Annotated in this window: 19 protein-coding genes; 18 read left to right on the top strand and 1 reads right to left on the bottom strand. The window is 41.2% G+C overall.

Annotated features, from left to right (window positions below):
- From BUA88_RS10745 to BUA88_RS10790, 10 genes are all read left to right on the top strand, one after another.
- Window positions 1-861 (top strand): polysaccharide biosynthesis protein (locus BUA88_RS10745; RefSeq protein WP_072917666.1); only part of this gene is annotated, 861 nt, incomplete at its 5' end.
- Between the two features lie 45 nt (window positions 862-906).
- On the top strand, window positions 907-1305 hold the full coding sequence (locus BUA88_RS10750) for a DMT family transporter (protein ID WP_072917670.1): 399 nt from the start codon (window positions 907-909) through the stop codon (window positions 1303-1305).
- Window positions 1298-1639: an EamA family transporter gene (locus tag BUA88_RS10755; RefSeq protein WP_072917675.1), complete on the top strand. Its 342-nt coding sequence runs from the start codon at window positions 1298-1300 to the stop codon at window positions 1637-1639. Before BUA88_RS10750 ends, BUA88_RS10755 begins: the two co-directional genes overlap by 8 nt.
- Window positions 1640-1665: 26 nt before the next feature.
- Window positions 1666-2286, top strand: a complete 621-nt coding sequence (locus BUA88_RS10760; RefSeq protein WP_072917680.1) for an acetyltransferase — start codon at window positions 1666-1668, stop codon at window positions 2284-2286.
- Window positions 2287-2423: 137 nt separating this feature from the next.
- Window positions 2424-3698, top strand: coding sequence for an O-acetylhomoserine aminocarboxypropyltransferase/cysteine synthase family protein (locus BUA88_RS10765; RefSeq protein ID WP_072917684.1), 1275 nt, complete (start codon window positions 2424-2426; stop codon window positions 3696-3698).
- Window positions 3699-3890: 192 nt separating this feature from the next.
- Window positions 3891-5300: an MBOAT family O-acyltransferase gene (locus BUA88_RS10770; RefSeq protein WP_242939610.1), complete on the top strand. Its 1410-nt coding sequence runs from the start codon at window positions 3891-3893 to the stop codon at window positions 5298-5300.
- A gap of 14 nt (window positions 5301-5314) precedes the next feature.
- Window positions 5315-6382, top strand: coding sequence for a hypothetical protein (locus BUA88_RS10775; protein ID WP_072917692.1), 1068 nt, complete (start codon window positions 5315-5317; stop codon window positions 6380-6382).
- Window positions 6379-7047 (top strand): ABC transporter ATP-binding protein, encoded by a 669-nt coding sequence (locus tag BUA88_RS10780; RefSeq protein WP_072917696.1) that lies wholly within the window; start codon window positions 6379-6381, stop codon window positions 7045-7047. The genes BUA88_RS10775 and BUA88_RS10780 overlap by 4 nt, the downstream gene beginning before the upstream one ends.
- On the top strand, window positions 7044-8333 hold the full coding sequence (locus BUA88_RS10785) for an ABC transporter permease (protein ID WP_072917701.1): 1290 nt from the start codon (window positions 7044-7046) through the stop codon (window positions 8331-8333). Before BUA88_RS10780 ends, BUA88_RS10785 begins: the two co-directional genes overlap by 4 nt.
- Window positions 8330-9469, top strand: coding sequence for an ABC transporter permease (locus BUA88_RS10790; RefSeq protein WP_072917706.1), 1140 nt, complete (start codon window positions 8330-8332; stop codon window positions 9467-9469). Before BUA88_RS10785 ends, BUA88_RS10790 begins: the two co-directional genes overlap by 4 nt.
- Here BUA88_RS10790 and BUA88_RS10795 read toward each other — a convergent pair.
- Window positions 9374-10246, bottom strand: a complete 873-nt coding sequence (locus BUA88_RS10795) for an AraC family transcriptional regulator (protein ID WP_083572492.1) — start codon at window positions 10244-10246, stop codon at window positions 9374-9376. The genes BUA88_RS10790 and BUA88_RS10795 overlap by 96 nt on opposite strands.
- Before the next feature lie 251 nt (window positions 10247-10497).
- On the opposite strand from BUA88_RS10795, the gene BUA88_RS10800 reads away from it, so the two are divergent.
- The 8 genes from BUA88_RS10800 (at window position 10498) to BUA88_RS10835 (ending at window position 20638) form a co-directional block, all read left to right on the top strand.
- Window positions 10498-12747, top strand: a complete 2250-nt coding sequence (locus tag BUA88_RS10800) for a glycogen/starch/alpha-glucan phosphorylase (protein ID WP_072917710.1) — start codon at window positions 10498-10500, stop codon at window positions 12745-12747.
- A gap of 162 nt (window positions 12748-12909) precedes the next feature.
- The gene (locus BUA88_RS10805) at window positions 12910-13389 is read left to right on the top strand and encodes a hypothetical protein (RefSeq protein WP_072917714.1); all 480 of its coding nucleotides are present in this window, start codon (window positions 12910-12912) and stop codon (window positions 13387-13389) included.
- A 120-nt stretch (window positions 13390-13509) separates the two neighbouring features.
- A complete protein-coding gene (locus BUA88_RS10810) occupies window positions 13510-14361 on the top strand; it encodes a VanW family protein (RefSeq protein ID WP_072917719.1) in 852 nt (283 codons plus the stop codon).
- Between the two features lie 80 nt (window positions 14362-14441).
- Window positions 14442-16064 carry a GGDEF domain-containing protein gene (locus tag BUA88_RS10815; protein WP_072917723.1) on the top strand — a complete coding sequence of 541 codons (1623 nt, stop codon included), beginning with the start codon at window positions 14442-14444 and terminating at the stop codon, window positions 16062-16064.
- A 77-nt stretch (window positions 16065-16141) separates the two neighbouring features.
- Window positions 16142-16708: a thymidine kinase gene (locus BUA88_RS10820; RefSeq protein ID WP_072917727.1), complete on the top strand. Its 567-nt coding sequence runs from the start codon at window positions 16142-16144 to the stop codon at window positions 16706-16708.
- Between the two features lie 101 nt (window positions 16709-16809).
- A complete protein-coding gene (locus BUA88_RS10825) occupies window positions 16810-18777 on the top strand; it encodes a hypothetical protein (RefSeq protein WP_072917731.1) in 1968 nt (655 codons plus the stop codon).
- Window positions 18770-19585: an ABC transporter permease gene (locus BUA88_RS10830; protein WP_072917734.1), complete on the top strand. Its 816-nt coding sequence runs from the start codon at window positions 18770-18772 to the stop codon at window positions 19583-19585. The genes BUA88_RS10825 and BUA88_RS10830 overlap by 8 nt, the downstream gene beginning before the upstream one ends.
- Window positions 19586-19822: 237 nt before the next feature.
- Window positions 19823-20638 carry a glycerophosphodiester phosphodiesterase gene (locus BUA88_RS10835; protein WP_072917738.1) on the top strand — a complete coding sequence of 272 codons (816 nt, stop codon included), beginning with the start codon at window positions 19823-19825 and terminating at the stop codon, window positions 20636-20638.
- Window positions 20639-20801: the final 163 nt, after the last annotated feature.

Raw genomic sequence — 20801 nt, forward strand, 5'->3', positions numbered from 1 at the left:
TCAAAGGTAAAGTTCTACATTGGTAACGTCCGCGATATGCGCTCTGTTCAGGATGCTATGCCAGGCGTAGATTTCATTTTCCATGCAGCAGCACTTAAGCAGGTTCCATCTTGTGAGTTCTTCCCAATGGAAGCTGTTCGTACAAACGTAGAGGGTACTGATAATGTACTTCACGCAGCTGTAGAGGCTGGCGTTCAGCGTGTTGTTTGTCTTTCAACTGACAAGGCTGCTTACCCAATCAATGCTATGGGTATTTCAAAGGCTATGATGGAAAAGGTAATCGGCGCAAACGCTCGTGTAGCTGCAGGCAAGACTACAATCTGTACAACACGTTACGGCAACGTTATGTGCTCTCGTGGTTCGGTTATTCCTCTTTTCATCGACCAGATTAAGGCAGGAAATCCAATCACAATCACAGATCCAAACATGACTCGTTTCCTTATGAACCTTGATGAGGCAGTTGCTCTTGTTATGTTCGCATTTGAGCACGGCGAGCCAGGTGATCTTTTCGTTCAGAAGTCTGATGCTTCTACAATCGGAGATCTTGCAAAGGCTGTTCAGCAGCTCTTCGGCGATACAGGCACAAAGATTATCGGTACTCGTCACGGCGAGAAGCTCTTCGAGACACTTATGACAAATGAGGAGTGTGTTCGTTCAGTAGATATGGGCAACTACTACCGAGTTCTTCCAGATGGTCGTGATCTTAACTACGACAAGTTCTTTGTTAACGGCGAGGTTCACACAATGGCCTCTGATGCATACACATCACACAACACACAGAGACTCGATGTACAGGGCACTGTAGACAAGATTATGACTACAGACTATGTTCGTGAGATGTTGGCAAACTGGAATAAATAGCCTTCCCCTTGAGGGGAAGGTGCCCGAAGGGCGGATGAGGTGTAAATGAAAAAAGAAAATATTAAATGGTTTATCATTCTTCATATAATTATTGTTATCATTTCAGCCAGCAGTATTATTGCTAAGGCTGCAGGAAAGTATCCATTTCTTAGTTTTAAGTGGATTCTGCTTTACGGCTGTGTTGTTGCTATCCTTGGATTTTACGCAATCGCATGGCAGCAGGTAATCAAGCATCTACCTCTGATTGTGGCCTACGCCAACAAGGCTGTTACTACAATCTGGGGACTTGTGTGGGGATTAATGATTACACATGAGCAGATTACTTTACAGAAGGTCATCGGCGCAGCTATTGTAATCGTCGGAGTATATTTTGTAGTATCTGGCGACGAAGATGTGTCAGGTAAATCTGAAGAAAAGATTGAGGAGGTAAAGAATAATGCTTAAGTATGCACTTGTTATGCTTACAGGCACATTCATTGCTTCCTGTTCGCAGATTATTTTAAAGAAGGCAGCTGAGAAGGAGTATCCTAGCAAGATCGCTGAATACATGAATCCAATGGTTATCGGTGCATATTTCTTCTTTTTTGGCGCATCACTATGTTCAGTACTTGGTTACAAGGTTGTTCCACTTTCAATCGGACCAATCCTTGAGGCAACAGGTTACATTTGGGTAGCTATTTTAGGAAAGATTTTCCTTAGCGAGAAGATTAGCAAGAAGAAGGCTCTTGGCCTTGTGATTATTATTGTAGGTATTATCGTGGCAGCTATGGGAGCTTAAACTCCGGTAGATGAGGTGTAAATAGTATGAAGAGTATCGCAATTATGGGTGCCAGCGGGCACTGTAAAGTACTTGCAGACATGGCGCTTCTAAATGGTTATGATGACATTGTTTTCATCGACAAGAATCCAGAAATCGATATGCTTGCTGAATATCCAGTGGCAGATGAGGACACCGATTTAGATTATTACATCGAGCATCACTATGATTTTATAGTGGGTATCGGTGATGGCAAAATCAGACGAAAAGTTCAGGAGATGCTTGAGGAGAGAGGCGCTGATATTGTAAGCCTCATTCATCCATCAGCTGTAGTTGCCTATGATGTGAAAATTGGTGAGGGCACAGCAGTTATGGCTGGCGCAGTCATCAATCCAAGCACGGTAATTGGTAAGGGCTGCATTATCAACACATCTGCCTCTGTAGATCACGACAATGTGATTGGAGATTATGTTCATGTTTCTGTAGGTGCTCACACAGCAGGCACTGTCACAGTAGGAGACAACAGCTGGCTAGGAATCGGCACCATTGTCAGCAACAACATCGACATCTGCGCTGACACCTTTATCTGCGCCGGTGGAGTAGTAGTAAAGAATCTCACAAAGCCTGGCAAGTACGCGGGTGTACCAGTTAGGTTTGTGCCGATTTAATAGGGGAGAGCCTGTAGGAATAGAAATATGGTAGATAACTAAGTTTTTGTAGTTTTAATTTATTCTTTAATGTGCTAAAGTATAAGGAGCTTACGTATATTCGTAGGCTCCTTATTTATGTATAGGAGGATAATGAAATGAGTAACGGAATTGGAACAAAATGTGTGCAGGCTGGATATACTCCAGGAAATGGCGAGCCTCGTCAGATTCCTATCGTACAGTCTACAACATTTAAATATGATACAAGTGAAGACATGGGTAAGCTTTTTGATTTAGAGGCTAGTGGATATTTCTACACACGTCTTCAGAACCCTACAAATGATTATGTAGCTGCAAAGATTGCAGAGCTTGAGGGTGGTGTGGCAGCAATGCTTACTTCATCTGGTCAGGCTGCAAACTTCTTTGCACTTTTCAATATTTGCGAGTGCGGTAGCCACATCGTAGCATCTTCATCAATCTATGGTGGTACTTTTAATCTTATTGCTGTTACTATGAAGAAAATGGGAGTAGATGTGACATTCGTTTCTCCAAAAGCTACAGAGGAAGAGCTTAATGCTGCTTTTCAGGATAATACTCGTGCGGTATTTGGCGAGACAATCGCTAACCCAGCTCTTACAGTTTTAGACATTGAGAAATTTGCCAAGGCAGCTCATGCGCATGGTGTTCCACTTATCGTAGATAACACATTCCCTACACCTGTAAACTGCCGTCCAATCGAGTGGGGTGCAGATATTGTTACACACTCTACTACAAAGTACATGGATGGACACGGTGCTGCAGTAGGTGGATGTATTGTTGATTCTGGAAAGTTTGACTGGATGGCTCACGCTGATAAGTTCCCAGGTCTTTGTACTCCAGATGACAGCTACCACGGCATCACATACGCTGAGAAGTTTGGCAAGGAAGGTGCTTTTATCACAAAGTGTACAGCTCAGCTTATGAGAGACTTTGGATGCATCCAATCTCCACAGCATGCTTTCATCTTAAATCTTGGTCTTGAGTCACTTCATGTACGTATGCCTCGCCACGTTGAGAACGGTCTTGCTGTTGCTAAGTTCTTATCTGAGCAGCCAGAGGTTAAGAAGGTTACATATCCAGGTCTTGAAGGTGATGAGTATTATGAGATTGCACAGAAGTATCTTCCAAAGGGAGGTTGTGGTGTAGTTTCATTCGAGCTTGAAGGTGGCAGAAAAGCTGCTGAGAGCTTTATGAAGAAGCTTAAACTTATCGCTATTGAGACTCATGTAGCTGATGCTAGAAGCTGCTGCTTAAACCCAGCAACATCTACACATCGTCAGATGACAGACGAGCAGCTTGAGGCAGCAGGCATCCCAGCAGGCCTTATCAGAGTTTCATGTGGTCTTGAGGATAGCGCTGATTTGATTGCTGATATTGCACAGGCTTTGAAATAGAAAACATTTGATGTAAAATATAATACGTAGAATTACAAGGAAGGTAGTATTACCTTCCTTGATTTTTTGAGGTGAAAAATGCTTTTCAATTCTTATATATTCATTTTTCTATTTTTGCCAATATGCATAATCGGGTATTTTCTTATCAATAAGACAGGAAGGTACCGCCTGGGGCATGCCTTTTTGCTGGGGATGTCACTGTGGTTCTATGGCTATTTCAACCCAGCGTATCTGCTGATTATTATCGCAAGTGTATGCATCAATTTCACATTCTACACGCTGATGAAGCGCATGCAGAAGCAGACTATGCTTGAAGCAGTTACGGAAAATGATGAGCTTCAGAATCTGGCAAGTGCGTCAATTGGTCACCTGAAGAAGTGTAAGCCAGTGATGGTGTTGGCTGTGGTTGTGAATCTTGGAATCATTGGATATTTCAAATACATGGATTTCTTCATTGAAAATGTGAATGCCATTGTAAAGACTGACTGGCCACTTATGCACATTGTGCTACCTCTTGGTATCAGCTTTTTCACATTCCAACAGATTTCCTTCGTGGTGGACACCTACAGAGGCGAGGTGCCAACTTACGATTTCCTAACATATGCCTGCTATGTTACCTTCTTCCCACAGCTGGTGGCAGGTCCTATTGTTACACATGATGAGATGATTCCGCAGCTGATGAATCCAGCTAAGAAGCACGTAGATTGGAACAACATGGCCATGGGATTTTACATGTTTGCCATGGGTTTGGCAAAGAAGATTTTGATAGCCGATGTATTTGGAGTGGCTGTTAACTGGGGCTATGAGAATGTGCCTGAGCTTAAGGCTACAAATGCTATTCTTATCGCTATCGCCTATTACTTCCAGATTTACTTTGATTTCAGTGGATACTGCGATATGGCTATCGGACTGGGCAAAATGCTGAACATTGAGCTACCAGTAAACTTTGACAGCCCATATAAATCTCTTTCTATTGTAGAGTTTTGGAAGAGATGGCATAAGACTCTTACAAGATTCTTCACCCGCTACGTTTACATCCCACTTGGTGGAAATCGTAAGGGGAAAGTGCTGACACTTGTGAATATCTTCATCGTATTTTTCTTGAGTGGATTGTGGCACGGCGCTGCCTGGACTTTTGTGCTCTGGGGCGTGATGAATGGAATCTTTGTCATCATCAATAGAATCTTTAAGAAGCAGTTTGATGCAATGCACCCAGCACTTGGGTGGATTATCACACAGACATTTACCTGCCTTGCTTGGGTATTTTTCAGGGCTGAGACTATCAGTGATGCAATCATGGTGATTAAGCAGATGCTTTATGTGGATTTCACAAACATCGATGTGAATATCTTATATGCCTTCCAGACATCACCACTTAAATATCTGTTTGATGGTACGTCAGTGACACACTCACTACCATTTATATATGTTGGAATCTACTATTTCCTTGCATTGATACTGGTGCTTGGATTTAGGAATTCTCATGAGAGAATGATGACGTTTAAGCCAAACGTGAAGAACATGCTGTGGACGGCAGTACTGATGGCGGCAAGCGTACTATCGTTTAGCGGAATAAGTACGTTTTTGTATTTTAACTTTTAGGAGATTTGACAGAATTGAAATCTAGAAACTGGATAATAGGTTTGCTTCTTGCAGTGGCGCTGATTTTAGGCGCGGTAGCTTCCGTGATCATATATGTGGATCCATATTTTCACTATCACGGCCCACAGGCAAATCTTTACTATGAACTAAATAACGAGCGTAGCCAGAATGATGGTATCATCCGCCATTTTAAATATGATGGGATGATTATCGGCACATCTATGGCTGAGAATTTCAAGACCAGCGAAGCAGAGGAGCTTTGGGGCACGGACTTCATTAAAGTGACTTTCGCCGGTGGTACCTACAAGGAACAGAATGATAACATAGCAAAAGCTATCAAATATAATCCTGATTTAAGAACTGTTATACGCTCACTGGATTACGCATATCTTATGGATGGTGCCGATAAAGTGAGAGATGATTTAGGAGACTATCCTGAGTATTTATATGACGAGAATCCATTTAATGATGTGAACTACATCTTTAATAAGGACATCTTTTATAAGATCTGCCTGCCTATGTTGGATGATGCAAGACACGGAAAGCCTGCAGGTATCACATCCTTTGATGACTACGCAAACTGGATGGAGGGTAAGGAGTTTGGGCCTGAGGCTGCACTTATTGGGAGAACAGAATACAAGGAACCAGCTCAGAAGCAGCCATTTGTTGATGAAGTAAAGGAGATGGTGAAGGCTAACATTACTCAGAATGTGACAGACCTAGCCAAGGCAAATCCTGATGTAGACTTTTATTATTACATCACTCCATATTCAGTGGCATGGTGGGGTTCTCAGAAGGAACTGGGAGTGATGGAGCGATGGTTTGCTGTTGAGCAATATGCCATCGAGCTTATGCTTGAGTATGACAACATCCACCTCTACTCATTTAATAATGAGTTCGACATAACAACAAACCTTGATAACTACAATGATGAGTGTCATCATGGTGATTGGATAAACTCACAGATTCTTGGCTGGCTTTACAGCGGTACAGACCAGCTGACAAAGGATAATTACAAGGATTATATTGCAGTGGAAAAGGATTTCTATACTACATTCGATTACGAGGGGCTTTTAAAATGATTGAAATCAAGGGAGTAACTAAGAATTATGGAAAGCATCAGGTTCTGCAGGGCGTAAGCTTTACTGTGAAGCCTGGAGAGATAATAGGAATATTGGGAGCAAATGGCAGCGGTAAAAGTACGCTGCTGTCCATTCTTGCGGGATTAGAGCAGCCAAATGGCGGCTTTTTTTGTATTGATGGGAAAGATTTACTGAAGGATTCCAAGCTAAGAAATAGGACGCTGGCATATGTTCCCCAGGAAAATCCTTTGATAGAGGAGCTTAATGCCTGGGACAACCTTAGAATGTGGTATAGCAGAGGGGAGCTTGATAAGGAGCTGAAGAATGGAATGTTGAAGCTTCTTAGAATAGATGAATTTCTGAAGGTTCCTGTCAGCAAGATGTCTGGTGGCATGAAGAAGCGTCTTACTATAGGTTGTGCTATGAAGGGCGGTCCTAAGCTTATGCTTTTGGATGAGCCTACATCGGCTCTTGATATGGTGTGTAGAAATGAAATCTACGACTATTTTGAAAACTTTAGAAGCAGTGGCGGTTCCATGATTATTTCCACACACGAGCTTCAGGAAATCGAGCTTTGTAATAAGTGCTATATTTTAAAAAATGGGGTGCTTCACCCATATATTTATGATGGTGACATACAGCATTTGATTGGGATACTGGAATGATTAGATTTGGGGATTATTTTATCGTACAACTGAAAAGAGTGCTGAAGCTATTGCCTGGAATTCTGATTATGACAGTAGTGGTGGGGCTTGTTGTGGGTGCTATCGGATACGCTGTGGTTAATAGTGATAGCTACAAGGATCAGCAGATGAGATATAAGCTTGGCATTGTTGGGGATAATCAGGATGACATGCTTACTATGTGCGTGAATCTTCTTGAGAACAATGATGACAGCAGATTCATGCTAGATATCATTCAGTTTGATGATGAGGAACTTGCCAGGGCTGCGCTTCGCAACGGAGAGGTTTCAGCATATGTATTGATAACCGACAAATTCGTAAATTCGTTGAATGCATTATCAAATGATATAAGTTTAGAATATTTTGCCACATCTGGCCAAAGAGGGATAACTGGCGTAATGATGGATGAACTAGCTGATATTGCGTCTGAATTGGTTGTAAGTTCAGAAAAAGGATTATTAGCGCTTGAGGAAGAGATGAGAAATGCAGGATTTCCTTCAGAGGCTATAAACCCTCAAATTGACCAGCTTTTACTGCTATATGTAGGGGCTATGTTGGCCAGAGGAGATATGGCAGAGTTTTCTGAATTAGGTCTTGCCAACGGTCTTACAACGCCAGAATATTACAGCATTTCGTTGAGTTTATTTTTCTTGCTTTTAATGTCATTTTGTAGTGTCAGTTTCTTCCTTGGCAAGAAAAAAGCTACCTATCAATTTATCACTGCTAAGGGGCTTGGAGCAGCCTGGCAAATCCTGGCAGAATTTCTTGCCTACTTTTTAATGAATCTTTTTTGCGTGGAATTGATTCTATTTTTTGTAAGAAGACTTTCAAAAATGAGAATTATCCCTTCACAAAATGGCAAAATAATAGGGGATACAGCGATAATTAAATCAGAGATTAATATTATTGCGGTAGCGATTTTGTTCTCAGCCATGGGATTTTTCATTTTTGAACTGGTTACAGGGGTTATAAACAAGTTTTTGGCGGCATTTATTCTCTATATTGGCATGGCGTATATTTCAGGATATTTTTATCCAAAGTCATTTTTCCCAGATATGCTCCAAAGGATTGGAAGGATTCTTCCGACAGGTGTGGCATTCACATACATGGAAGGACTACATCGTGAATCATTTTCATCCCTGGTTTCAAGCAAGATGATAGCAGGGGAATATATCAGTATTCCAAAATACATTTTCATAATTGCCATTTATGTGGCGGTTTTTGTATCAGGTTCAATTTATATTAGGGGACGAAAAATCAGGAAATGAGATATCTACTTTTGCTGAAAAGGTTTTTCAGAAAGAAAAGTTACATATTGATGCTTCTTTTGGTGCCACTCATGGTATTTCTTCTGAAGACAGTGGGGCATGGACAGAATAGTGTCATGTCCATTGGAGTCTTTATACCAGGAGAAGATGCCAGCTCTCAGGCATTAAGAGAAAAGCTTGAACATGAAACTGGTGCTATTCAATACTTTTTTTATGATTCTAAAGAAGAGTTGCAAACTGATGTGGCAAATCAGACGCTCACAGAAGGCTGGCTCGTGCCGGAAGATTTAGATTTAATGGTGCAGCAGCTGGCATCAAATCAATTTCCGTCAGAGCGTGTGCAGGTGATAATACGAGAATCGGGACTTTCTCACCTGCTTGGAAAAGAGATTATCTGCAGCAGAATCTATCCATCAGTGGCAAAGCAGCTTCTGATTAACTATGTACGTTCTAGCTTTTCGCAAGGACAGCTTTCTGCGGATGAGCTAGCAAAATTAGAAAAGAGTTTCGATGCTTATGGTCTTTCTGGCAGCCTTTTTAAAGCAAGCTATATGGATTCTTCTGAGATGAATGATACTCCAGTAATCCTAATGCCACTTCGAGGAATTCTTGCTATGTGGCTGATGCTTTGCGGAATAGCTACCTCTATGTACTATCTGGAGGATCAGGAGAACGGTCTTTTCATCTGGTGGCATACGAAGATTAGATTTTTCAGAGACCTTGGCTATTATGCTGTGGCTTTTTTTGCTCCATCTATTATTACTGTAATCAGCCTTATCTATAGTGGTAGCTTTACAACCTTGGCAAAAGAGCTTCCTGCCTTGGTTTTATATGCATTGTCAACTATTTTTTTCTCTATGGCTTTACGTCTAATTGGACCTGGCAAGAAGTTTTTAGGAATGTTAACTCCAGTTTTAATTATACTATCTACATTGCTATCGCCAGTGTTTGTAGACCTTAAGCAACTAAGGCAAATTCAAAAATGCTGCCCGGCATTTCATTACCTGAGCAGCATTCATGATTCGTATTATTTAGTTACCTTACTTATTTATACGATACTCCTTGGGGGTCTTGTTGTACTTCTCCTTAAATTTTCTATTAAAGTGCGACAGGTTCTCAAAGCCGACCTGCTGTGAAATATCAAGAATATTATCTTCTGTAGACAGAAGCAGGCGGGCAGCCATGGATAATCTGTAATCATTTAAATAAGTAATAAAGCTGACACCGAAGGTATCTTTGAAAAATCTCATAAAGTGGGATTCTGAGAAGCCGGCCCTGTCAGCCATTTCAGCTACAGTCATTTGCTCACTATAGTGAAGCTCTACATATTTAATAACAGGCTTCAGCTTGTCGATTCTGCGGATGCTTGAGGCATCCCTTTTTTCTTCATATAAAGTAACTAGATCAAAAAGCATTAGATAAAGGTTTCCCTTTATGGCTAAACCCCAGGCGCCCTCACGGTGGCCGGAAATATTGTCATTGCTATCTAAATACTTTCGTACACTCTCGTAGCCAGGGACTCCCTGCTTAAAAATCTTAGGAACTTGTACTGCATTTTCAAAAAACGGAAGCAGAAAAGTATCATAGAAGTCATCCATAGAAGAGGAGAAAATCTTTCCATCGAAAAGAATATTCTCATATTCCATGGAATCATCTTTGTTCTGAAAGATGCCATGAACGATGCCAGGAATAATAAATGCAATATCCCCACTGTTCACTGTATGTTCATCTCCATCGATTACAATAACCCCTGAACCCTTCTTTATATAAATGAATTCCACATCCTCGTGCCAGTGAAGTGGCACACTTTCAAAGTCTAGTGGGATGGTACAAGGGTAAGTGTTATACGCTATGTTGTAGTCAAAGTGACTAACGTTTTCATGTATGGCTTGATACTCGTTTATATTAATCATAGCAGAATAGTATCACTTTTTAGCAGTATTACGCAAGAATAATCGTAAGAAACCGCAGTATACTCTTAGTGAATTAAGATTGAGAAACAGAGATGCACTTATAATCTTGGCAAGCGCGAGCAAGGGGGCACCATACAGTACATGGGATGGGGCCCACGCCGGCGGGGGGACCCATGTGCTGATATGGGGGATGCCTTGCGGGAGCATGTAAAACTAGGAGGTGCATCTCATGATTAACAAGGAGGATAAAAATGACAGCAAATGAGTACATCAAGGTAAGATTTGGTCGCCACATGGACCAGTGTACAAATGAGGAGATTTACATCGGTCTTTTGGAGTATGTAAAGGATAAGGCCAAGGACAGAGAAATTAAGGGCGGAAAGAAGAAGCTCTACTACATCAGTGCAGAGTTCCTTATCGGAAAGCTTCTTTCAAACAACTTAATTAACCTTGGTCTTTATGATGAGGTTAAGGCAGAGCTTGAAGCTTGCGGAAAGTCACTTGCAGAGATTGAGGAAATCGAGGTTGAGCCTTCACTTGGTAACGGTGGTCTTGGAAGACTTGCAGCTTGCTTCCTTGATTCAATCGCAACACTTGGTCTTAATGGTGATGGCGTAGGTCTTGCATATCACATGGGCCTTTTCAAGCAGGTGTTTGAGAACAATCTTCAGAACGAGGTTCCAAACCCATGGATGTCTGAACACAGCTGGATGACAAAGACAGACAAGACATACAAGGTAGATTTCGGCGGATTCAATGTTCAGTCAAGAATGTACGATATCGACGTAACAGGTTACGATTCAGTATCTACAAAGCTTCACCTTTTCGATGTTGAAACAGTAGATGAGAGCATTATTAAGGATGGAATCAACTTCGATAAGGGTGAGTTCACAAAGAACCTTACACTTTTCCTTTATCCAGATGATTCAGATGATAATGGTAGATTACTTCGTGTATATCAGCAGTATTTCATGGTAAGTAACGCAGCTCAGCTCATCTTAGATGAGGCAGTTGAAAAGGGTTCAAACCTCTACGACCTTGCTGATTACGCAGTTATTCAGATAAATGATACACATCCATCAATGGTTATCCCTGAGCTTATTCGACTCCTTCAGATTCGTGGGCTTACAATGGACGAGGCTATTGATGTGGTTTCTAAGTGTACTGCTTATACAAACCACACAATCCTCGCAGAAGCTCTCGAAAAGTGGCCAATCCACTTCATGATGAAGGCTGTTCCACAGCTCATGCCTATAATTCGCGAGCTCCACAACAGAATCGCAAAGAAAGTAAGTGACCCAGACGTAGCCATTATCAAGGACGACCTTGTACACATGGCACACATGGATATCCACTATGGTATCTCAATCAACGGTGTTGCTGCACTTCACACAGAGATTCTTAAGGAGACAGAGCTTAACAAGTTCTACAAGCTCTACCCAGAGAAGTTCAACAACAAGACAAACGGTATCACATTCCGCCGTTGGTTATTATATTGCAACCCAGAGCTTGCAAAGCTTATCGAGGAGCTTATCGGACCAGGCTTCAAGAAGGACGCTACAGAGCTTAAGAAGCTTGAGCAGTTTATGAATGATGATGCAGTTGTTCAGAAGTTCCTTGATGTAAAGAACACAAGAAAGACAGTTCTCAAGAACTACCTTGCAAAGACACAGGGAATCGAAATCGACGACAACTCTGTTTACGATATTCAGATTAAGAGACTTCATGAGTACAAGCGTCAGCAGATGAATGCACTCTACGTAATTAATAAGTACTTTGAGATTAAGGAAGGCAAGAAGCCAGCTCGTCCAATCACTGTAATCTTTGGTGCAAAGGCAGCTCCAGCTTACGTTATCGCAAAGGATATCATTCACCTTATCCTCTGCTTACAGGAAATCATCGCAAAGGATCCAGAGGTAAGCCCATACCTTAAGGTTGTTATGGTAGAAAACTACAACGTAACACTTGCTGAGAAGCTTATCCCAGCTTGCGATATTCACGAGCAGATTTCACTTGCATCTAAGGAGGCATCTGGTACTTCTAATATGAAGTTCATGCTTAACGGTGCAGTTGCTATCGGTACAATGGATGGTGCAAACGTAGAGATGCACGATTTTGTAGGTGATGATAACATCTACATCTTCGGCGAGGATTCAGACACAGTAATCAAGCGCTATGCAGACGCATCTTATGTATCACGCGACTATTATGAGAAGGATGCTAACCTTAAGAAGTGCGTAGACTTTATCGTATCTGACAAGCTTATGGAAGTAGGTCAGAAGGAGAACCTTGAGCGTCTTTATAATGAGCTCCTTAACAAGGACTGGTTCATGACATTCCCAGATTTCAAGGATTACTGCGAGACAAAAGAAAAGGCTTACAAGGAATTCGAGAACCGCACAGAGTGGGGCCGCAAGATGATTAAGAACATCGCCAACGCAGGATTCTTCTCAAGCGACCGTACAATTGCTCAGTACAACGAAGATATCTGGAAATTATAAATAGCTAGTAGCTATCAAGCTCTGTGTATTGCACAAGGAGCCAATCTCGCGACGGTGCAATATCCAGGCTTGAGAGCGTAACTAGCGGTTGAAATAGTACTGGAGACATGTTAAAATACCACTTAGTGTGGCCCTAGTGGGCTTAGGTAGGAGGATATTTTAATGAGCACAGGAATTATCGTTTTGCTTGTAATCCTGGTAGTAATGATTGCAGCATTGGTTGCTCTTTACTTCATGGGTAAGAAGGCACAGACACGTCAGGAAGAGCAGAGAGCTCAGATGGAAGCTGTAGCACAGCAGGTGTCTATGCTTATCATTGATAAGAAGCGCTTAAAAATGAAGGATTCAGGTCTCCCAGAGGCAGTTATCTCAGCTACACCATGGTATGCTAAGAATTCTAAGATACCAGTTGTTAAGGCTAAGGTTGGCCCACAGATGATGACACTCATCTGCGATGCAGAGATTTTCGACGAGATGCCAATTAAGAAGGAAGTAAAGGCTACAGTTTCTGGTCTTTACATCACAAAGGTTCGTGGTCTTCGAGGTGGAAACGCACCAGTTGATACTAAGAAGAAAAAGGGCCTCAGAGCATGGGCATTAAACAAGCGCAAAGAGCTTGAAGCTGAAAGCAAAAAGAAGTAAAATTTAATTTGATATTTGAATCTTTAGAAAAGTGTGTCTTTTATGTGACACACTTTTTTATTTTAGTGAAAAATGTTAGACTATTCTTGATATTTGTTGGCAATTAAGGGGGAAAAGAGAATGAAGAAAATACAATTGCGAGTTGTCTTGTCCGTTATGGTTTTCGGCGCTGTGCTGGCACTGTCTCCCAAGCTAACTGCAAAGGCGGCTTATAATGATGAACTTTTGGCATGTTCTAAGATTTTTGATGCTGATTATTATGCAACCATGTATCCAGATGTTGGGGCGGCATCTAACGGTAACAAGCTATGGCTTTTAAACCATTATTTGCGCTGTGGAATATATGAGGGAAGAAATGCATCTGCAACCTTCAATGCCACAGATTACAAGAATAAGAATGCTGATTTGGTAGCGATTTATGGAGATTATCTGCCAGGCTATGTATTCCATTATGCTAATGCTGGATTCGCAGAGGGCAGAGATGGAACACCAGCTACAGGTACTGAATTAGAAGTTCCAGCAACCTATAAATTGCTGGGCACATACGCCACAGAATATGATCCTGAGGCAGCCCGTGGTACAAACATCCAGATTGCAGCATCACATGTAAATGGAACTGTTGTGGCTCCAGGCCAGACCTTCTCAGCAAATAAGGCAATCGGCCCTAGAACCTATGCAAACGGATTTGTTGATGCTCCAGTATTCATTAATAAGGAACATGCAATTGGAGTCGGCGGAGGTGTTTGTCAGGTATCATCAACAATTTATGCTGCTATGAAGGTAGCAGGAATTAACGCTACAGAAAGACACCCGCATTCTCTCCCAGTGTATTATTTACCAGAGGGATGGGATGCGACAATTTCAGGAAACTCTTTAGATTTAAAATTTAAAAATACATATGGCAAAAATGTCGTAGTTTACGAAATTGCAGGTGGTGGCATACTTACTGCGGCGTTATATTTAGAAAACTAATTCAAAAATGTGGTGGAAATATAACTTAGTCTATGGTATACTATCCGAGTTATTTGGATTTATACGCGAGGATGATAGTTTTGAATGATGTTTTATTAAGCAAAAAATCACCAGAAGTGGTGGAGCTTATTAAACAGATGGAGGCTGTTCGCAAGAAAGATAACGAGAAATATGTTGATCTTGCGTGCGATTTGTTTGATATGGCTCAAGAGGAGGGCAACGAAGATTTGCGTAATTTTGCCAGTTGTACACTTGGCGATGCGCTTTGTCAGAATAACGAGTTCTCTCAGGCAGTTTATTATCTTTCTGCAGGATTGCAGGGTATAATAAACACTGATGAATATCGTTTGATTTGTCGTTGCTACAATGAAATGGGAATCATTATGCGGAGTGAGGGCCATTTCATTACAAGTCAGGAAAATTACATAAACAGTATAGATATGGCCAGAGCCCATCGTATGTATTTTCAGGAAGCAATAGCTTGTGGTAACTTTGCTTCTCTTTGTGAGGAAATGGGTGCGAGAAATGAGGCTCTTGAATATCATTACAGAGCAATTGAATGTTGCCAGTTTATTGAGGATGAGAATTTAAAAAATGTTCTTTTAGTAGCTGAGTATGCTCAGCTTACAAAGCTTTATATTTACAAGGGCGACCTAATACAGGCCAAGACCATTCTTGACGAGATGAATCGACTTGATAGGGAATATCCAGATGAGGATAATTTCTTTGCGGCATCCTTAGCCAGATGGTATTATTACGATTCTATAAAGGAACGTGAGCTTTCAGAAAAATACAAGGATGACTGCGTTAGGGCATTTTATGCACTTAAAGATGTGGTTGTATTCTTTGATGAAATTGAAGCGCTTGTACTTCTTTTATTAGAAAAAAGAGCATATGTAGAGCTTGAAAAAATCTTCGAGCATATTGATTTGAAGGCAGCGGAAGATGAGGTAGTCAATATCAGACTGCGCTTAGAAAGCTGGAAAATCAAAATGTACGAAGCTATTGATGATAGGGTTAAGATAGCACAGAGCTGTTATAACTACTATAGATATGATTCAATTAAGAGCCGTACAAACAGAAAGTCCTTCACAACAACACTTCGACTTAAGACTGAGCTGGTTCAGCAGAAGACAAAGAATCTGTTCCTTTCAGCCCAGGCAGAGACTGATTCACTTACAGGTCTTGCCAACAGAATGAAGCTCAATAACGTTATCGATGAGCTTTTCATGATGGCGTCAGAAAAGGGTCAGAAGCTCGGTGTTGAGATGATGGACGTGGATTTCTTTAAGCAGGTTAACGATAACTACGGTCATGCTAAGGGTGATCAGCTTTTAGCGGCAATGGGGCGTGGATTTAGAGAGATTAACGACGAGTTCGAAAAAGTCTTCGTTGCCCGTTACGGTGGTGACGAGTTCATCCTGTACTATTACGATATGGAAGATGATGAGATTATTGTGGTGTCTGACAGAATCCGTGATATGGTTGCCAAGATTGGTAAGGAGCTTGAAATTGATAAGATTTCCGTTTCGCAGGGAATAGTAAACAGAGTTCCAGAGCCAGCTAACAGAGCGTGGGATTATCTTAATGCGGCAGATTTTGCTCTTTACTATGTAAAGGAAAATGGAAAGAATAATGTGAAGCTTATTCACAATGTTTATGAGCTGGAAAACTATTTTGACAGCGTGTTCAAGAAAGATTAAAATATGTAATTAATTAGACAGAAGGTAGTTTACTTGCCTTCTGTCAATTTATGTAAGGGGAAAAGGGAAATAATTTTATGGCAAAGCTCTATTTTTACTATGGTGCAATGGGATCTTCTAAGACAGCCAATGCGCTTATGACACACTTTAATTATGAAGAGGTAGGACAGAACGCACTTCTTGTGAAGCCAGCAGTGGACACAAGAGATGGCGAGCGAATCGTTCACTCCAGAATTGGTCTTGAGCACGAGTGTGTATTTCTTGAGGATTTAGTTGAGATGTCTGAGGAGGAGATTAAGAAGTATGATTGTATTATCGTAGATGAGGTGCAGTTTGCTACTCCTGAGCAGATAGATTATCTTTCAGATATAGTTGATTTTATGGACGTTCCAGTGGTCGCTTATGGACTTCGTGCGGATTTCCAGAATGAGCTGTTTCCAGGCTCAAAGAGACTTATTGCAATCGCAGATGTGATTCATGAGGTTAAGACAGTATGCTGGTGTGGTCGAAAAGCTACCTGCAACTGCCGTTACAATGAAAACGGCGTGGTTCGCTCTGGCCCACAGGTTATGCTTGGAGCCAACGATTCATATGTGGCGTTATGTAGAAAGCATTTTAAGCTTGGACAGCTTAAGGATAATTAAGAAAATAGCTAGTAACTAACAAGTTCTAGTATTTCTGAAAGGAACATCTAGTGACTGGAAGAAATCATTAGACTTGTTAGTGGAACTAGCGGAGGGATTAAATGACTTTTAGTTTAGGCATTACATTTGTCTTCCTGCTTTACTGCATCTTCTGGATAGAGATTCCGGGAATGCTGTTTTCTACCATGCTTTTGCAGCGAAGATTCAAATTTTCTACAAGATTACTGGCTGGATTTTTTATCGGCTTCACATATATGGCGGCCCTGTATTTGATAGAGTCGCTGACGGGCATTAATGGCATTATTATGTCTGCCGGCCCTGTTACTTCAGCTATTGGTATTTTTTGTTATTTCAAAAATGACAGACCTTCGATTTATAATGCGTCGGAGCATTTTAGATGGACTTATGTGATTATCTTCGGATTTATTTATCTGGTTTCCATGCTGAATTTCCAGTTTAAATACCTGTTTGCTCTTTCTGGAGCATCCACTCAGGTCTATCATGATGTGCTGTTTCACACAGGAAACATAGTGTCTCTTAGCCACTCGTTCCCAAATACTGATATTAGAATTGAAGGACTTACATTCTATTATCACTATTTCTATGAGCTGATTTTTGCTATGAGTAAGCACATTTTCAGAATTGATGCTTTCAGACTTTATCTCAACGGAAATGCTATAATTTGTGCCTTTCCACTGACTATGGCAATGGTTACTCTTGGAGAACGAATCCGAGGGGTAAAAGAGGTGACACCTCTAAGATATTTCTTTTACTGTTCAGGGCTCCTTGCTTCAGGAATTGCCATGCTTCCACTTGTGGTTGTAGGCGGAAGATTGCCGGTATCATGGCTTGGTAATCATATTTTCAGCAATATTAATGCCATGGGATTGGCACTGTCATTGACCATGCTTGTAATTGATGTACTGGCGGAGATTTGGTACGATAAGCTGGTTTTCAAAAATCTTATTTTGTTGTTTATTCTTTCTGTTGCAGCCACAGGTTTTAAGGGTACTACAGCTACCATGCTGGTAGGTATTACCTGGGCAGTTTTTGTTATAGAATGGATTATTACCAAGAATTTTCACCTGCAAAAGCTTTTATATAATGTAGCTTTAACTTTGGGATTTATCCTGACATACATCACTGTTACTGTTGGATTGAATCCATCAGGAGCCAACAACCGAGCAATGGTTGTTACGGCAGAAGGAACACTTGAGGCAGGTCGTGTAGGTCAGCTCTTCACTAAGCTTGGTCTAGATTATATGGCATTCCCTTGGGTTGTTATCGCAGTGATTTTATCAATCATTTGCATCTTAGGTCCATGCGTGATTACATTTGTGGCCTTTACTGTAGAGAAATTTACTACCCTCATTAAAGAGGGGGTTATTGGGGATATTTTCGATTGGTTTGCCATCGGTATGGTTCTGATGGGCGTTATCGGCTTTTCTGCTGTAAGTGTACCTGGTCTTTCACAGGGCTATTTTGTTCTTACCAGTGCAGGATTATTGTTCTATTGCTCAGTGAGATACATGATTGGTCACCGCATGGATTTCTTCTATAAGGTGATGCACTTCTGGTTTGCAGTAGGAACTGTGCTTCTTGCGGTGGATGTGGTATATTTCTGCTACGCAGATGTTAAGCAGAATGCTGTTTATAAGCAGGAAGCTGGAGATAGGGCGGATATGGTTTCTGCAGAGACTATGGAGGCTTATCTTTGGATTAGAGATAACACTCCAGAGGATTCTGTTATTGCTGTTGACAGATTATCTGAAAAGCAGGAGAACGATTACAGAAGCATCTACTTCTATGCCAGTGCTTTTGCTGAGCGCCAGTGCTATCTGGAGGGCTATGATTATTCTGATGTAGCTGCAGATCAGGTAGAGGCGAAGCTTTCCATGAATGAGAAGTTTTACAGCGAGGATTTCTATGAGGCTGATGCGGCTCTCGAAGTAGCAGGAGTGGATTATCTTGTGGTTACAAAGCAGGAACATCCTGATTATAAAGCAGCTAGTAGTAATCTTAAATTAGTATTTAATAATTCAGAGGTAATGATTTACAAGTATGATTAAAGACATTATCACAAACAGAAAATTAATAACAAAGCTTGCAAAGAACGATTTTAAGCAGAAGTTTGCAGGATCTACTCTTGGAGTAATCTGGGCTTTTGTACAGCCGGTTATCACAGTCCTGGTTTACTGGATAGTGTTTGATAAGGCACTGAGCCAGGGCACTCAGGGTACAAAGGGAGGCATTGACGCGCCATTTGTACTTTGGCTCTCAGCCGGTATAGTATCATGGTTCTATTTCAGCGAGGTGCTTTCAGCTGGAACGGTGGTGCTTCACGAATACAATTATCTTGTGAAAAAGGTTGTATTTCCAATTAATGTGTTGCCTATCGTAAAGGCTGTTTCATCCCTGATTGTCCACGGCTTTTTCGTTGTATTCACATTGCTGGTAGCATTTCTTTATGGATTTGGATTTACACCATATATCTTCCAGTGTATTTATTATTCCTTCGCCATGATGGTGCTTGTTATTGGTTTGATTTATCTTACCAGTGCGCTTTGTGTATTCTTTAAGGACATGGCACAGCTCATAAATATCTTCCTACAGGTAGGTATCTGGGCTACACCAATCATGTGGAACTTTGATTATATGGTGCAGAAGGGTTCGATTCCTCTTTGGCTCAACTATGTGCTTAAGCTGAACCCAATGTTCTACATCACAAGCGGATATCGCGACAGCATTATTGGACAGACTGGATTTTGGACAAGACCAGTAATGACAGCATATTTTTGGGTGGTTACGCTCATCGTATTTATATTAGGCACACATGTATTCAAGAAATTACAGTCCCAATTTGCGGATGTTTTATAATGCGGCTAGTAGTCTTGGCAAGCGCGAGCAAGAGGGCCCCGCTCAGGTTCTTTGACATCTAGTCAAAGGTTCTGAGATGGGAGATGGCTTGCGGGAGCTTGGAAAAATTGGAGGCCGCATAATAGAATTGTGCATAAAAAATGCCCGATGATTTCGGGCATTTTTTTGTGCTCATATTTGAGTTGAATTTGCCCCGATATGATAAAATATAACTAGCTAGAGAAGGGGGGCTTGCGTATGAGGGGTAAGTTATTTTCTAGAGTAGGTAGAACCGTAGCTATCAGCATGGTCGCCTTGCTTTGTTCTTTTGCATTCTGCAATGAATTCAATTATTTACCAGCTGATGCTGATGAAGATATTGTAGTTCAGGTGGTGGCTCACAGAGGATACTCGGGAGCCTATCCGGAGAATACCCTTAGTGCTTTTGCGGGGGCTTATGCACACGGGGCAAAGACGGTAGAATTTGATGTTAGAAAGACAAAAGACGGAGAACTTGTAATCTACCATGATGATACATTAGAGAAGGTTGACGGAGGAGAAACAACAATTGCAGACCATACCTATGAAGAGCTTTTAGAGCTTGACGCAGGTGCATGGTATGACAAGGAATATGCTAAGGAGCGTATTCCTACACTGGATCAGGTTTTAAGCCTGTTACAGTCTACAAATATGCGTATATTCTGCGAATTAAAGGATATCGGAGAAGATCCAGCATTTGCAGGTCAGGTATATGAGAAAGTTCAGCAACACGGACTTTTGGACAAGGTAGTATTTTTATCATTTAATTATGACTATCTGTCAGGAATTAAGGAGATTAATCCAAATCAGCCAATCATGAAGCTGGCATCATTTGGAAAATCTACACTTCCTACCAAATACCCAGCTGAGTACTATGGAATTAATATGAAGACTCTTACACCTAGAACAGTAAGAGCCATTCATGAGGCGGGGGGTAAGGTTTATTCTTATGCACCAGAGACAAAGGGACAGATGTTATCCCTTCAACGTCTTGGTGTGGACGGCGTAATCACTGATTATCTGGAAATCAACTAATATCAGTGAAAGCGCTAGCTTACGAATCATGAGGCTTTAAAGTTGCCATGATTATAAAGCTAAATTTTCACCCATCTCAGGTGTTGGGGTCACCTGAGATAAAGAGGGCATCGGGAAACCGGTGTCCTTTTTTTTGAAATTATGGTAGAATTGACTCATATAG

This window comes from Pseudobutyrivibrio xylanivorans DSM 14809, from assembly GCF_900141825.1.
GTDB classification, from domain to species: domain Bacteria; phylum Bacillota; class Clostridia; order Lachnospirales; family Lachnospiraceae; genus Pseudobutyrivibrio; species Pseudobutyrivibrio xylanivorans.

Bases quoted from the DNA above. Each gene is read 5' to 3' on its own strand.
- BUA88_RS10750 (WP_072917670.1), top strand. From the start codon at position 907: ATGAAAAAAGAAAATATTAAATGGTTTATCATTCTTCATATAATTATT.
- BUA88_RS10830 (WP_072917734.1), top strand. From the start codon at position 18,770: ATGATTAAAGACATTATCACAAACAGAAAATTAATAACAAAGCTTGCA.
- BUA88_RS10790 (WP_072917706.1), top strand. From the start codon at position 8,330: ATGAGATATCTACTTTTGCTGAAAAGGTTTTTCAGAAAGAAAAGTTAC.
- BUA88_RS10760 (WP_072917680.1), top strand. From the start codon at position 1,666: ATGAAGAGTATCGCAATTATGGGTGCCAGCGGGCACTGTAAAGTACTT.
- BUA88_RS10820 (WP_072917727.1), top strand. From the start codon at position 16,142: ATGGCAAAGCTCTATTTTTACTATGGTGCAATGGGATCTTCTAAGACA.
- BUA88_RS10835 (WP_072917738.1), top strand. From the start codon at position 19,823: ATGAGGGGTAAGTTATTTTCTAGAGTAGGTAGAACCGTAGCTATCAGC.
- BUA88_RS10795 (WP_083572492.1), bottom strand. From the start codon at position 10,246: ATGATTAATATAAACGAGTATCAAGCCATACATGAAAACGTTAGTCAC.
- BUA88_RS10780 (WP_072917696.1), top strand. From the start codon at position 6,379: ATGATTGAAATCAAGGGAGTAACTAAGAATTATGGAAAGCATCAGGTT.
- BUA88_RS10785 (WP_072917701.1), top strand. From the start codon at position 7,044: ATGATTAGATTTGGGGATTATTTTATCGTACAACTGAAAAGAGTGCTG.
- BUA88_RS10805 (WP_072917714.1), top strand. From the start codon at position 12,910: ATGAGCACAGGAATTATCGTTTTGCTTGTAATCCTGGTAGTAATGATT.
- BUA88_RS10810 (WP_072917719.1), top strand. From the start codon at position 13,510: ATGAAGAAAATACAATTGCGAGTTGTCTTGTCCGTTATGGTTTTCGGC.
- BUA88_RS10825 (WP_072917731.1), top strand. From the start codon at position 16,810: ATGACTTTTAGTTTAGGCATTACATTTGTCTTCCTGCTTTACTGCATC.
- BUA88_RS10755 (WP_072917675.1), top strand. From the start codon at position 1,298: ATGCTTAAGTATGCACTTGTTATGCTTACAGGCACATTCATTGCTTCC.
- BUA88_RS10800 (WP_072917710.1), top strand. From the start codon at position 10,498: ATGACAGCAAATGAGTACATCAAGGTAAGATTTGGTCGCCACATGGAC.
- BUA88_RS10765 (WP_072917684.1), top strand. From the start codon at position 2,424: ATGAGTAACGGAATTGGAACAAAATGTGTGCAGGCTGGATATACTCCA.
- BUA88_RS10770 (WP_242939610.1), top strand. From the start codon at position 3,891: ATGTCACTGTGGTTCTATGGCTATTTCAACCCAGCGTATCTGCTGATT.